Raw genomic sequence first — 13,386 nt, 5'->3', positions numbered from 1 at the left:
TTGTGTAATTTGCTATACTTCAGTAGTTACTGTCAATCACATACACGTGAAAAATAGATGAATAAGCAAATAGGAGGTGTCCTAAGTGGTAAAACGTACTTATCAACCAAATAAACGTAAACATAGTAAAGTTCACGGTTTCCGTGCACGTATGAGCACTAAAAACGGCCGTAGAGTTCTTGCTCGTCGCCGTCGTAAAGGCAGAAAAGTATTATCAGCTTAAGATCACTCTTGCAGTGGTCTTTTTTTTGTTTAAATACGCATAGCCATTTAGTATAATTGGATAAAACATGCGGCAGAATTGAGTGAAAACCTTGGAAAAAAGTTATCGTATAAAAAAGAATGAAGATTTTCAGAGCGTCTATAAAAAAGGAAAATCTGTCGCGAACCGGCAGTTTGTCATTTATCGATATGATAGGCAGGAAGCGGAGCACTTCAGACTAGGTATCTCTGTGTCAAAGAAACTCGGCAATGCGGTCGTTCGTAACCGGATTAAAAGAACGATAAGAGAAAGCTTCACTCGCCATAAAGAAGATATCATCGCTGCTGATTTTATCGTTGTAGCCAGAAAACCTGCCGCTGATATGTCAGTAGAAGAAGTCAATAACAGCCTTGAACATGTCATGAAGATTGCCAAAGGATTTAATAAACGTATTAAATAGGAGGCGCTGGAATGCAGGAGACTTTCACAGGGACAACCGTAGAAGAAGCGGTACAGAATGGACTAAGCAGCTTAAATGTCAGTGAACAGCAGGTCAAGATTGAAGTAGATGACCCGGGGAAAAAAGGATTATTCGGTATCGGCAGACGTGACGCTGTGGTTAATCTGATTATTATCGATCCAGAACTCAAGCGGTACACGCTGACAGAACTGAAAGATAATATCCAGAAAAATGCTGGTAACGAAGAAGAACCGGCAGTTGTTACAGATGAATTAGTAGAAGAAAAGGTAATTGAAGAACCTGTTCAGCAAGCTGAAGAGAGACAAAAAGCGAAAAAAGATCTGTCTGCATCTGCTGACGGGACACTTCAATATCTTATTCAGATTTTAAAGCATATGGGCATTGAGGCGACCGGTGTCGTTGCGACAAAAAGCAATGAGGCCAGCATCAATCTTGATTCAGTCGATGCAGCGCGTATCATCGGTAAAAGAGGTCATACTTTAAATGCCCTGCAGACAGTTGCAGAGACGCATCTTCAGCAGACTCATAAAGGCTATGTGACTGTGATGCTTGATATTGAGAACTATCGCGAGAAACGCAAAGGGACACTCGAGAATCTGGCGCTTAATATGGCTCAGAAGGCACTTACAAGCCAGGAACCTGTTCAATTTGAACCTATGCCTAATTATGAGAGAAAAATTATTCATCAAGTTCTGATGAAAATGAAAAATATCGAAACCTATTCAGAAGGTCGCGAACCTCACCGCTATTTAGTGATTAAATCAAAATAGAAAGGATTAACTCTAAAAACTTTTGTTTTTAGAGTTAATCTGTTTATTCAGAGCATATAGATTTGTTTTTTAGGTGTTTCATTTTACAATCAACGAATGAATCAATGGAGGAGATAATATGGAACTTGAAACTATTTCAAGTATATCCACCCCAATGGGTGAGGGCGCGATTGCCATTGTCAGATTATCCGGGCATGATGCAATCGAAATTGCTGACCGTCTCTATAAAGGAAAGAAGTCATTATTAGAAGTAGAGAGTCATACCATCAACTACGGACATATCATCGACCCGGAAACAGCAGAAGTCGTAGAAGAAGTTATGGTGGCTGTCATGCGTGCACCACGTACTTATACGCGTGAAAATATTGTAGAAATCAACTGTCACGGTGGTATCATGACAGTAAACCGTATTTTAGAGCTGACACTGTCACATGGTGCGCGTCTTGCTGAACCGGGTGAATTTACGAAACGTGCTTTCCTGAATGGGCGTATCGATTTGTCACAGGCAGAAGGAATCATGGATTTCATTCGTTCGAAAACGGATCGTGCCAGCAAAGTGGCTATGAATCAGATAGAAGGACGCCTAAGTACGATGATTAAAGGGCTCAGACAGTCCATCCTTGAAATTCTGGCGCAGGTGGAAGTGAATATTGATTATCCTGAGTACGATGACGTCGAAGAAGCAACGACGCAGTTTCTGCTGGCCGAAGCACGTAAAATCGAGCAGGCGATCGACGAGCTGCTGACGACAGGTGCACAAGGTAAGATTCTGCGTGAAGGCTTGTCAACGGTCATCGTCGGCAAACCGAACGTCGGTAAAAGTTCAATGCTGAATACACTCATTCAGGATAATAAAGCTATTGTTACAGAAGTCGCAGGGACTACGCGTGATGTATTAGAAGAGTACGTCAATGTCAGAGGTGTACCGCTGCGCCTGGTAGATACAGCGGGTATCCGTGAAACTGAAGATATCGTTGAGAAAATAGGCGTTGAGCGCAGTCGCGAGGCGCTGAGTAAAGCAGACCTGATTCTTTACGTATTGAATTATAATGAAGCTTTAACAGAGAGCGACTATCAGCTTGCTGAAGTCATTAAAAATGAAGATGTGATTGTCATCATCAATAAAACCGATTTAGAACAGAAACTGGACATCGCTGAAGTGAAGAAAATGATGGGGGACGCGCCGATTGTCGAGACATCGATGCTTTCTCAGGCAGGTATTGACCAGCTCGAGGAACAGATTGCGAAACTGTTCTTTGAAGGAGCGGTGCAGCAGCAGGATATGACTTATGTATCCAACGCCCGTCACATCAGCCTATTAAAATCAGCGAAGACTTCTATTAATGAAGCGATGAATGCCGCTAGTATGGGTGTCCCGATTGATATGGTGCAGATTGACTTAATCAGAACATGGGAATTACTCGGCGAAGTGATCGGTGAAGAAGTATCAGACAGTCTGATTGATCAGTTATTCAGTCAGTTCTGTCTCGGTAAATAAGGAGGAAACAAACTTGGAAAAATATGACGTAATTGTCGTCGGTGCAGGACATGCCGGGGTTGAAGCGGGACTTGCGTCAGCACGAATGGGCGCCAAAACCCTCATGCTGACCATCAACCTTGATTCAGTCGCTTTCATGCCATGTAACCCGTCAGTAGGTGGCCCTGCAAAGGGGATTGTGGTGCGTGAAATCGATGCACTGGGTGGACAGATGGCAAAAACTATCGATAAAACACATATACAGATGCGCATGCTGAACACAGGTAAAGGGCCGGCTGTCCGTGCACTTCGTGCGCAGGCGGATAAAGTCCTTTATCAGCAGGAAATGAAAGATGTGATTGAAAACACACCAAACCTTGATATTATGCAGGGAATGGTCGAGCATCTGATTATAGAAGACGGTAAAGTGACCGGCGTTGAAACAGTTATTGGGACGACTTATCATGCAGATGCGGTCGTTCTGACGACAGGTACATTCCTGCGTGGGGAAATTATTCTGGGTAAAATCAAATACTCATCAGGTCCGAATCACCAGATGCCGTCTATTAAACTCGCTAATCATCTCCGTGACCTTGGATTTGATATTGTCCGTTTTAAAACAGGTACACCGCCACGTGTCAACGGCAATACAATCGACTATGACAAAACAGAGATTCAGCCGGGTGACGACGTCGGTCGTGCATTCAGCTATGATACGACAGAATATATTTTAGATCAGCTGCCATGCTGGCTGACTTATACGAATGATAAAACACATCAGATTATCGATGACAATCTTCATCTGTCAGCGATGTATTCAGGCATGATTAAAGGGACGGGACCCCGCTACTGCCCGTCTATTGAAGATAAATTCGTTCGTTTCAACGATAAGCCGCGCCACCAGATTTTCCTGGAGCCGGAAGGACGTAACACGAAAGAAGTCTATGTCCAGGGGTTATCTACCAGCCTGCCAGAACATGTTCAAAGACAGATGCTGCAATCAATTCCTGGTCTTGAGCGCGCAGATATGATGCGTGCAGGCTATGCCATCGAATATGATGCGATTGTACCGACACAGCTCTGGCCGTCACTTGAGACGAAGAAGATTGACGGACTGTTCACAGCGGGACAGATTAACGGGACATCCGGCTACGAAGAAGCAGCAGGACAAGGACTGATGGCCGGTATCAACGCCGCTGCTAAAGTACTGGGGCGTGAACCACTTATTTTAGGTCGTGCGGATGCCTACATCGGTGTACTGATTGACGACCTAGTCACAAAAGGAACGAATGAACCTTATCGTCTGTTAACAAGCCGCGCAGAGTATCGTTTACTGTTACGTCACGATAATGCGGATCTGCGTCTGACTGAAATCGGTCATGACATCGGTCTGATCTCAGATGAACGCTATAGTCGCTTTGAAGAAAAGAAAGCAGCGATTGAAGAAGAAATCAATCGTCTTTCTAACGTACGTATTAAACCGAATGAGCATACGCAGAACTTGATCGCAGAACATGGTGGTGCTGCTTTAAAAGATGGTATTTTAGCGATTGATCTGTTGAAACGTCCAGAAATGGATTATGCAGCGATTCGTGAGATTCTTGCAGATGACATCGAAGTCTCTGAAGAAGTCGCTGAGCAGGTTGAGATTCAGACAAAATATGCAGGTTATATTGATAAATCTCTGCAGCAAGTTGAAAAAATGAAACGTATGGAAGACAAGAAGATTCCTGAGAACATCGATTACGATGCAATCCATAGTCTCGCGACAGAAGCGCGTCAGAAACTGAAGGAAGTAAAGCCGCTGAGTGTCGGTCAGGCTTCACGTATTTCCGGGGTTAACCCGGCTGATGTATCGATTCTGCTTGTCTATATTGAACAGGGAAAGATTGCGAAGGTGAATTAGATGAATGAAGAGCAGTTTATAGCAGCACTCCGTGCAAAAGGATTTGAATTAACAGAAAAACAACTGAAACAGTTTGCAATTTATTATGAAAATCTAGTAGAGTGGAATGAGAAAATTAATTTAACTGCTGTTACTGAAAAGGAAGAAGTCTACTTAAAGCATTTCTTTGACTCATTGACACCTAGCTTTTACTTTGATTTCAAGGAAATTGAGACACTATGTGATGTAGGTGCAGGCGCAGGTTTCCCAAGTATTCCGCTTAAAATCCTGTTTCCACACATCAAACTGACGATAGTAGATTCTCTTAACAAACGCATTAACTTCCTGAACCATCTCGCTGCGGAGCTGAATCTGGAACAGGTGCAGTTCACACATGAACGTGCAGAGACTTTCGGCCGCTCAGAAAAACGTGAATCATACGACGTCGTGACAGCCCGTGCGGTTGCCCGTCTGTCGGTGCTCAGCGAACTGTGTCTGCCGCTTGTCAGAAAAGGCGGACACTTCCTGGCACTAAAAGGTGCACAGGGCGAGATTGAAATAGAAGAAGGTCTGTTTGCCGTGAACATTCTAGGCGGCGAAATTGTTGGAAATCATCAGTTTACACTGCCGATGGAAGAGAGTACACGTTATATCGTGGATATTGAAAAACGCAGACAGACTGCTAAAAAATATCCGCGAAAAGCAGGCACGCCTGCGAAAGAACCGCTGATGAAATAAGATGTGATGAAAGTGAGTCGAATGAGATGAAGAAACCTTTTTCAAAGCTATTTGGATTACGTGATAAAGAAGATATGGCAGGGGAACGTGCAGAAGGCAATGTCATCAAGATTGCGATAGAACGTATCGTGCCGAACCGTTACCAGCCGAGACAGGTGTTTGACGAAGAAAAGATTCAGGAGCTGGCGGATTCCATTAAAGCATATGGTCTGCTTCAGCCGATCGTGGTTCGTCCAATTGAAGAAGAGATGTATGAAATTATTGCGGGCGAACGCCGCTTCAGAGCGCTTAAATTAAATGGTACCGCTGAAACTGAAGTCCTGGTGAAACCACTGAATGATAAAGAAACAGCGGCTATTGCCCTGATTGAGAATATTCAGCGTGAAAATCTTTCTGTCGTTGAAGAAGCGGAAGCTTATAAGAAACTGCTGGATTTAGATGGTATTACACAACAGGATCTTGCGACAAGTCTCGGTAAAAGCCAGTCCTTTATTGCCAATAAGCTGCGTTTATTAAGACTTTCTTCACCTATTCTTGAAGCGCTCAGTCAGTTACAGATTACAGAGCGACATGCGAGAAGCCTGCTTGCATTAAATGAAAACCAGCAGAAGGAAATGCTCGGCATCATTGAAAGTCAGGGTCTGAACGTCAAGCAGACAGAAGAACGCGTCAAACGAATGCTCGGCGGCGAAGACGTTAAACCGACACGTATTGCCTTTACACGTGATATGAAGCTTGCCTTCAATACAATCGGCGAGAGTGTTAAAGCCGTTGAGAAGAGCGGGATTAAAGTGAAGCGTAAAGACACTGAATATGCTAACTTCTACGAAATCTCGATCAAAGTCTTCAAAAACCAGAATAACCAGTAACCATCCTTTCCGGATGGTTTTTTAGTTTGTGCAGTTTAGTTCTAATATTGTTATAATCGTAATAATGAAGAAACAGCAAGGAGAGAAAAAAATGAAGATATTAGCTATCGCCAATCAGAAGGGCGGCGTCGGTAAAACGACGACTTCTGTCAACTTAAGTGCTGCGCTTGCTGAACGAGGGAAGAAAGTCCTGTTAGTTGATACAGATCCTCAAGGTAACGCGACAAGTGGTGTCGGTATAGATAAAAACAACGTGAAATTCTCAGTTTATGACATGCTGGTTGAAGATGTTTCAATCAATCGAGTTGTTCTGAAGACAGAGCAGGAGAACTTGTCCATCATCCCGGCAAATATCGCATTAGCGGGTGCTGAAATTGAACTGGTCTCTGCAATGAGCCGTGAAGTCCGTCTGAAATATGCATTTAAAGAACTGGAAGAGTCATTTGATTACATCATTATCGACTGTCCGCCGTCACTGGGTCTTCTGACTATCAACTCATTTACAGCAGCTACAGGTATCATTATTCCTGTACAATGTGAATATTACGCACTTGAAGGTTTAAGTCAGCTCCTGAATACAATCAAGCTGGTTCAACGCCACTTAAATCAGTCGCTTGAAATTGAAGGTGTGCTGCTCACGATGCTTGATGCGCGTACAAACCTGGGTAATGATGTGATGGCTGAAGTGCGCTCGCATTTCGGTGACAAAGTATATGACACCATTATTCCGCGTAATGTCCGTCTGTCAGAGGCACCTTCACACGGACAGCCGATCAATGTCTACGATGCACGCTCTACGGGTGCGAAGACTTATGCGGATTTAGCAGAGGAGGTCATCAATCATGGCTAGAGGACTGGGTAAAGGGCTCGGCCGCGGCCTTGATGCACTCTTTCAGGATAATAAAGGAGATGAAGTGGTTGAACAGCTGAAGCTGGATGATATTCGTCCAAATCCCTATCAGCCACGTCATGAATTTGATGAAATGGCACTCGCAGAACTAGCAGAATCGATTAAACTGCACGGCATCCTGCAGCCGATTATCGTCAAAAAATCAGTCAAAGGTTATGACATTGTAGCGGGTGAGCGTCGTTACCGTGCAAGTAAACTGGCCGGCAAGACAGACATCCCCGCTATCGTCAAATCGATGACGGATAAACAGATGATGGAGTTCGCGATCATAGAAAACCTGCAGCGTGAAAACTTGAATGCTTTAGAAGAAGCAAAAAGCTATCAGCTCCTGATGGATCATTTATCATTAACGCAGGTAGAAGCAGCTGACAGGCTCGGGAAATCACGTCCTTATATCGCGAATATGCTTCGTCTGTTGAACCTGCCGGAAGAAATCAAGCAGCTGATCAATGATAAGAAATTGTCAGGCGCGCATGGTCGAACGCTCTTAGGTCTTAAAAATGAAGCGGATATGATGACTATTGCCAAGCAGGTCATAAAAGAATCATGGAGTGTCAGACAACTGGAGCAGTATGTTAAGTCGCTGACATCGTCTCCTGAGCAACCTAAAAAGGTACCGGCAAAACCAAAGTTTCTTGTGAAACATGAACAGTCGCTCAAACAGCATTTAGGTACGAATGTTGAAATCTCTAAATCACGTAAAAAAGGCAAGATTGCGATTGAGTTCACTTCAGAAGAGGAATTTAATCGTCTGATTAGCCTGCTGGAGCGTGTTTAAACACAATGGAGAAACATTTAATCAACCCGCTGCTTGACTCAGAGATGTGGAAAGATATCGGTGTTAATACGTTCTGGTCAATCATCATTATCCTGGTTGCTTTTGGTGTCATTAAAGTGCTGCACTTTGCTATTGCGCAGTTTTTCAAAGTCAGAAGATTGTCTAACCTATCGATGTCTGAAAAACGGGATACAACCCTTATCAAACTGCTGCAGAATATTACCACTTATGTCGTCTGGTTTGTTGTGCTGACGACAGTTCTCAGCAATATGGGTATCAAAGTGGAAAGTCTGATTGCTGGTGCCGGAATTGCCGGTATCGCGCTTGGTTTTGGTGCTCAGACACTCGTGAAAGATGTGATTACAGGATTCTTCATTATCTTCGAGAGTCAGTTTGATGTTGGAGACTACGTCAGAATCAATACGGGTGGCACGAAAGTCGCAGAAGGTACAGTGCAGTCTATCGGTCTTCGTTCAACTAGAATCCGGTCGTTCACAGGAGAACTGACTATCCTGCCGAATGGTACAATGAATGAGATTGTCAATTTCTCAGTCAATAATTCTGTCGCAGTCTTTGAAGTATCTATCTCCAGCGAGGAGAATATTCGAGCTGTAGAAGAGATGCTGACACCTTATCTTCTGACGCTGAAGGATAAATACGAGGATGTCGTGAAGACCCCTGAAATATTAGGTGTCGATATGGTGAAAGCAGGCGAGGCTGTGATTAAGATTGCAGCAGAAACATTACCGAACAATCACGTTAAAGTTTCAAGACTCCTGCGTGGCGACTTGAAGGACTTTCTGGATAGTCACGGTGTCAAAGCACCTGTTCCAAGAATGGTCATGTATAATCAACCTAAAGGGGGCCCGGAACATGAATAACTATCAGATGAATGATATTGTTGAGATGAAGAAACAGCATGCATGCGGAACGAATGCGTTTCAGATCATCCGTCTGGGCGCCGATATTCGTATTAAATGCGAGAACTGCGGACGAAGCATTATGATGCCACGTCCTGAATTCAATAAAAAAATCAAAAAAATCATTTCGTCAGCTGACGAATCATAAAGGAGAACAATTATGGCATTAACAGCTGGAATCGTCGGTTTACCAAACGTCGGTAAATCCACTTTATTCAACGCAATTACTAAAGCGGGGGCACTTGCTGCGAACTACCCATTTGCAACAATCGACCCGAACGTCGGTATCGTAGAAGTCCCTGACTATCGTTTAGACAAACTGACTGAACTGGTGACACCAAAGAAAACAGTACCGACAGCATTTGAGTTTACAGATATCGCCGGTATCGTTAAAGGTGCATCTAAAGGAGAAGGACTCGGTAACAAATTCCTTTCTCATATCCGTGAAGTAGACGCGATCTGTCAGGTTGTCCGTGCATTTGAAGATGAGAACATCACACACGTATCAGGTAAAGTAAATCCAATTGATGATATCGAAGTCATCAATATGGAACTGGTACTTGCAGATATGGAATCTGTAGAGAAACGCTATGCACGTGTACAAAAGATGGCGAAACAAAAAGATAAAGATGCGATGGCAGAAGAAGCGGTACTCGCAATTGTTAAAGAAGCACTTGAAAATGAGCAGCCTGTCCGCAGTGTAGAATTTACACCGGAACAGCAGCGTCTTGTCAGAGGCATGCACCTTTTGACTGCTAAACCGATGCTATATGTCGCGAATGTGGCAGAAGATGATTTATTAGATGCGGATAGCAATGATTACGTCAAAGCGATTCGTGACTATGCGGATAAAGAAGGGTCTGAAGTCATTGTCATCAGCGCTCGTATTGAAGAAGAACTCGCAGCGCTTGACGATGAAGATAAACAGGAATATCTGACTGACCTCGGTATTGAAGAATCAGGTCTTGATAAATTGATCAAAGCATCTTATCACCTTCTCGGACTTGCGACTTATTTCACGGCAGGTGAGCAGGAAGTACGTGCCTGGACGTTTAAGCAAGGCATGACAGCACCCCAATGTGCAGGTATCATCCATACAGACTTTGAACGTGGTTTCATCCGTGCAGAGACAGTCAGCTTCGATGATTTAGTCGGCAATAACGGGATGAACGGCGCGAAAGAAGCAGGTAAAGTACGTCTGGAAGGTAAGGATTACTTGATGAAAGATGGAGACGTTGTACATTTCAGATTTAATGTTTAATTCAGGAGGCAGACATGAAACCTTTAAAGCGGATTATCTACGGCATTAAAGTCATCACAAAGTCAGGTCCTAAAGGACAGGAGATGTATAATGTCATCTATTACTATTTTGTACAGGCTGTCCGAAAAGATGAATACGTTGCACTGAATGAAGATATTTATAAAAAAGTCAGCTATCCTGAAGACGCGATTCGTTATCTGGACATCGTCAGCTGTGATGAAATCGATCCTGAGGACAGTGATTACTATCTCTACGAATATCTCTATTCCTCAGAAGATATCAAGCTCTTTCATGTCAAAGAAATGGTCGTCTATAAATTAGACGAAGTACTCTACTAATGTTGTAATCTGTATCTTACTATGCTATAATATTCAATTGTGAGTAATGAAAATTATTCCTTGCTTTACGAAACAGTAAAGCCGCATAGACCATAAGGAGGTGTAATTGATGAGAACATACGAAATTATGTACGTTGTACGCCCGAACATTGAAGAAGATGCGAAGAAAGCGTTAGTTGAACGTTTCAGCGAAATCTTAACTTCAAACGGTGCGGAAATCATCGAAGCAAAAGATTGGGGTAAACGTCGTTTAGCTTACGAAATCGAAGACTTCAAAGAAGGTTTCTACCAAATCGTACGCGTTAACTCTACTGATCAAGCAACAAACGAATTCGATCGTTTAGCGAAGATCAATGACGATATTATCCGTCATATCATTGTACGCGAAGAAGAAAAATAATAATCAACGGGGGCGAATTGCATGATTAATCGTGTTGTATTAGTAGGTCGTTTAACGAAGGATCCCGAATACAGAGTCACACCCTCAGGCGTATCAGTTGCTACGTTTACATTAGCGGTTAACCGCACATTTACGAACGCTCAAGGAGAACGCCAGGCGGACTTCTTAAACTGTGTCGTATTCCGTAAACAAGCTGAAAACGTCAATAACTACTTAAGTAAAGGTAGTTTAGCTGGTGTGGATGGTAGATTGCAATCTCGCAGCTATGATAATCAAGAAGGCCGTAAAGTGTATGTGACTGAAGTCGTCTGTGACTCAGTACAGTTCTTAGAACCTAAAGGTGCTAACCAGAACCGTCAGGACAACTCGTCTAATGACTATTCAAGTTATGACCCGGGATTCGGTGGACAATCACAAGGTCAGAATTATCAGGCAAATAATCAAACAAATAACCAGACATCATCTCCTGCATCAAACAACCCATTTGCGAATGCAACAGGGCCGATTGATATCAGTGACGATGATTTACCGTTCTAATCAATAAGTAAGGGAGGCAACAATCATGGCAGGTGGACCAAGAAGAGGCGGACGTCGTCGTAAAAAAGTGTGTTACTTCACAGCAAACGGTATCACACAAATCGACTACAAAGATGCAGAATTACTTAAAAAATTCATCTCTGAACGCGGTAAAATCTTACCACGTCGTGTAACAGGTACTTCAGCTAAATACCAACGTATGTTAACTGTAGCGATCAAACGTGCACGTCATATGGCATTATTACCATATGTTAAAGAGGAGCAATAATATTGCAGACCTTTCACTTCAATAGTGAAAGGTCTTTTTTTAGTGAAAATTGCATCCCTTTTTCCCATAGCAATTTTAAGTTATTTTTTAAATCATATTAGTTAAGTCAGATATTAGAAAAAAATGAAAAAAGCTGACAAAAATTATGATAATATAAGGAGTAATGAGGGGAAACGAGGTTATTGAAATATGGCAAATACGGCGTTCACACCAGTGATTATTGGTGCTAATATACATGCATATGCAGCAGCTGCATCGTTCCATGAAGATTATCAAAAAGAATCAATTGTAGTAGCAGCGGGGAAGCTGGCATTTACAGAATTATCTTCTTTAACAGAAGCCTATATAATAGAACCTGAATTATATCAGGATGAAGTGTTCATAAGAACTTTAAATGAGATAGCGGAGAAGTACGGTCAACAGAAACTACTGCTCGTTGCGACAACAGATGAGTATGTGAAACTACTTATTAAACATAGTGATTCAATTAGTGAGCGATTCATCTTAAACTTTCCAAGTCAGGAACTATTTGATCAGTTCTATTACAAGAAGCATTTTTATCAGTTATGTGAACAATACGGATTAGATATCCCTAAGACCTTTACAATAGATTGTCATGAACTGACGACTTTTCATGAAGAAGTGATGTTCCCGGTCATTATCAAGGTGAATGATGGCACAGCTTATTTTGATCTTCATTTCCCGGGTAAACAGAAAATCTACCGTCTTACTTCATACGATGAAGTTAACCAGACTATTAAACTGCTGTATGATAATGGTTACCGAAAAGACCTGATTCTGCAGGAATATATTGAAGGAAATGACCAGGAACTCTGGGATATGGTTTATTACAGTGATCGGAACGGCAAAGGCCAAGTGGTGACACTCGCACAAGTTTTATCACAAGAGCCTCAACTGACAGCTGTCGGCAATTATACGGCACTTATTACACGCTATCAAAAAGAGCTGATGGACAAAGCTGTCCGCATGATGGAAGATACGGGTTACAAAGGCTTTGCGAACTTTGACTTGAAGTATGATGCACGGAACGGGAAATTTAAATTTCTGGAAGTTAATTTACGTGCCGGTCGTTCAAGTTCATATGTCAGAGAAAGTGGTTATTCCATTGCGCGCTGTTATGTGGAGGATTTAATTGAACATAAAAGTCATCCGCTTGTTTATTTAGACAAAAAAATGATTTTTACAGTCATTCCGCCGGCTCTCATTCTACAAGGAATCAGTAGTTCCGAGCTCAAAGAGGAAGTGAGAGGGCTTATTAAACAAGGAAGGACATTTAATCCTTTAAAATATAAAAAAGACCGTTCTCTGAAAAGAAAGATTTATCTGAAGCTGCGAGACATGAATTATTTCAAAAAGTATCGTAATAGAGAGTGGGAGCAGTCATAAAAAAAATCTTAGGCATTACGGACTGACCCCAATTAATGGGACAGAATAAAAAACACTCTTGTTGAATTCATATAAAATGAATTTGATAGGAGTGTTTTATTATGCAGAGAATTGCTTATTCAAGTGAAGTTAAATGGAAATGTGT

General features: G+C 42.4%; 17 protein-coding genes. All 17 read left to right on the top strand.

Translation table 11 applies throughout. From position 1 onward, the window contains the following. Positions 1 to 85: 85 nt before the first annotated feature. Positions 86 to 223 (top strand): 50S ribosomal protein L34, encoded by a 138-nt coding sequence (gene rpmH / locus ERX27_RS09010; protein ID WP_133417655.1) that lies wholly within the window; start codon positions 86 to 88, stop codon positions 221 to 223. Positions 224 to 314: 91 nt separating this feature from the next. Then, positions 315 to 662 (top strand): ribonuclease P protein component, encoded by a 348-nt coding sequence (gene rnpA, locus ERX27_RS09005; protein WP_133432508.1) that lies wholly within the window; start codon positions 315 to 317, stop codon positions 660 to 662. Positions 663 to 673: 11 nt separating this feature from the next. After that, positions 674 to 1,453 (top strand): RNA-binding cell elongation regulator Jag/EloR, encoded by a 780-nt coding sequence (jag, locus tag ERX27_RS09000; protein WP_133432507.1) that lies wholly within the window; start codon positions 674 to 676, stop codon positions 1,451 to 1,453. Between the two features lie 118 nt (positions 1,454 to 1,571). Continuing rightward, positions 1,572 to 2,951 carry a tRNA uridine-5-carboxymethylaminomethyl(34) synthesis GTPase MnmE gene (gene mnmE, locus ERX27_RS08995; RefSeq protein WP_133432506.1) on the top strand — a complete coding sequence of 460 codons (1,380 nt, stop codon included), beginning with the start codon at positions 1,572 to 1,574 and terminating at the stop codon, positions 2,949 to 2,951. 13 nt (positions 2,952 to 2,964) lie between these two features. Further along, the gene (mnmG, locus tag ERX27_RS08990; protein ID WP_133432505.1) at positions 2,965 to 4,836 is read left to right on the top strand and encodes a tRNA uridine-5-carboxymethylaminomethyl(34) synthesis enzyme MnmG; all 1,872 of its coding nucleotides are present in this window, start codon (positions 2,965 to 2,967) and stop codon (positions 4,834 to 4,836) included. Continuing rightward, a complete protein-coding gene (gene rsmG / locus ERX27_RS08985) occupies positions 4,837 to 5,553 on the top strand; it encodes a 16S rRNA (guanine(527)-N(7))-methyltransferase RsmG (RefSeq protein ID WP_133432504.1) in 717 nt (238 codons plus the stop codon). Between the two features lie 26 nt (positions 5,554 to 5,579). Then, positions 5,580 to 6,422: a nucleoid occlusion protein gene (gene noc / locus ERX27_RS08980; protein WP_133432503.1), complete on the top strand. Its 843-nt coding sequence runs from the start codon at positions 5,580 to 5,582 to the stop codon at positions 6,420 to 6,422. A 91-nt stretch (positions 6,423 to 6,513) separates the two neighbouring features. Continuing rightward, positions 6,514 to 7,272 (top strand): ParA family protein, encoded by a 759-nt coding sequence (locus ERX27_RS08975; protein ID WP_133432502.1) that lies wholly within the window; start codon positions 6,514 to 6,516, stop codon positions 7,270 to 7,272. Further along, a complete protein-coding gene (locus tag ERX27_RS08970) occupies positions 7,265 to 8,110 on the top strand; it encodes a ParB/RepB/Spo0J family partition protein (protein WP_133432501.1) in 846 nt (281 codons plus the stop codon). Before ERX27_RS08975 ends, ERX27_RS08970 begins: the two co-directional genes overlap by 8 nt. 5 nt (positions 8,111 to 8,115) lie before the next feature. Then, positions 8,116 to 8,991, top strand: a complete 876-nt coding sequence (locus ERX27_RS08965) for a mechanosensitive ion channel family protein (protein ID WP_133432500.1) — start codon at positions 8,116 to 8,118, stop codon at positions 8,989 to 8,991. Beyond that, a complete protein-coding gene (locus ERX27_RS08960) occupies positions 8,984 to 9,178 on the top strand; it encodes a DUF951 domain-containing protein (protein WP_133432499.1) in 195 nt (64 codons plus the stop codon). The genes ERX27_RS08965 and ERX27_RS08960 overlap by 8 nt, the downstream gene beginning before the upstream one ends. A 12-nt stretch (positions 9,179 to 9,190) precedes the next feature. Further along, positions 9,191 to 10,291, top strand: a complete 1,101-nt coding sequence (ychF, locus tag ERX27_RS08955; protein WP_133432498.1) for a redox-regulated ATPase YchF — start codon at positions 9,191 to 9,193, stop codon at positions 10,289 to 10,291. Positions 10,292 to 10,305: 14 nt separating this feature from the next. Next, positions 10,306 to 10,629, top strand: coding sequence for a hypothetical protein (locus ERX27_RS08950; protein ID WP_133432497.1), 324 nt, complete (start codon positions 10,306 to 10,308; stop codon positions 10,627 to 10,629). A gap of 109 nt (positions 10,630 to 10,738) precedes the next feature. Then, positions 10,739 to 11,029, top strand: coding sequence for a 30S ribosomal protein S6 (gene rpsF / locus ERX27_RS08945; protein ID WP_133417643.1), 291 nt, complete (start codon positions 10,739 to 10,741; stop codon positions 11,027 to 11,029). 21 nt (positions 11,030 to 11,050) lie between these two features. Continuing rightward, positions 11,051 to 11,566 (top strand): single-stranded DNA-binding protein, encoded by a 516-nt coding sequence (gene ssb, locus ERX27_RS08940; protein ID WP_133432496.1) that lies wholly within the window; start codon positions 11,051 to 11,053, stop codon positions 11,564 to 11,566. Positions 11,567 to 11,591: 25 nt separating this feature from the next. Continuing rightward, positions 11,592 to 11,834 carry a 30S ribosomal protein S18 gene (gene rpsR / locus ERX27_RS08935; protein WP_133417641.1) on the top strand — a complete coding sequence of 81 codons (243 nt, stop codon included), beginning with the start codon at positions 11,592 to 11,594 and terminating at the stop codon, positions 11,832 to 11,834. A 189-nt stretch (positions 11,835 to 12,023) separates the two neighbouring features. Then, entirely contained in the window at positions 12,024 to 13,241 is a 1,218-nt protein-coding gene (locus ERX27_RS08930) for a carboxylate--amine ligase (RefSeq protein ID WP_133432495.1), read from the top strand. Positions 13,242 to 13,386: the final 145 nt, after the last annotated feature.

It is taken from the genome of Macrococcus brunensis (genome assembly GCF_004359615.1).
GTDB lineage: Bacteria > Bacillota > Bacilli > Staphylococcales > Staphylococcaceae > Macrococcus > Macrococcus brunensis.
This window is presented reverse-complemented; position numbering and strand designations above follow the sequence as displayed.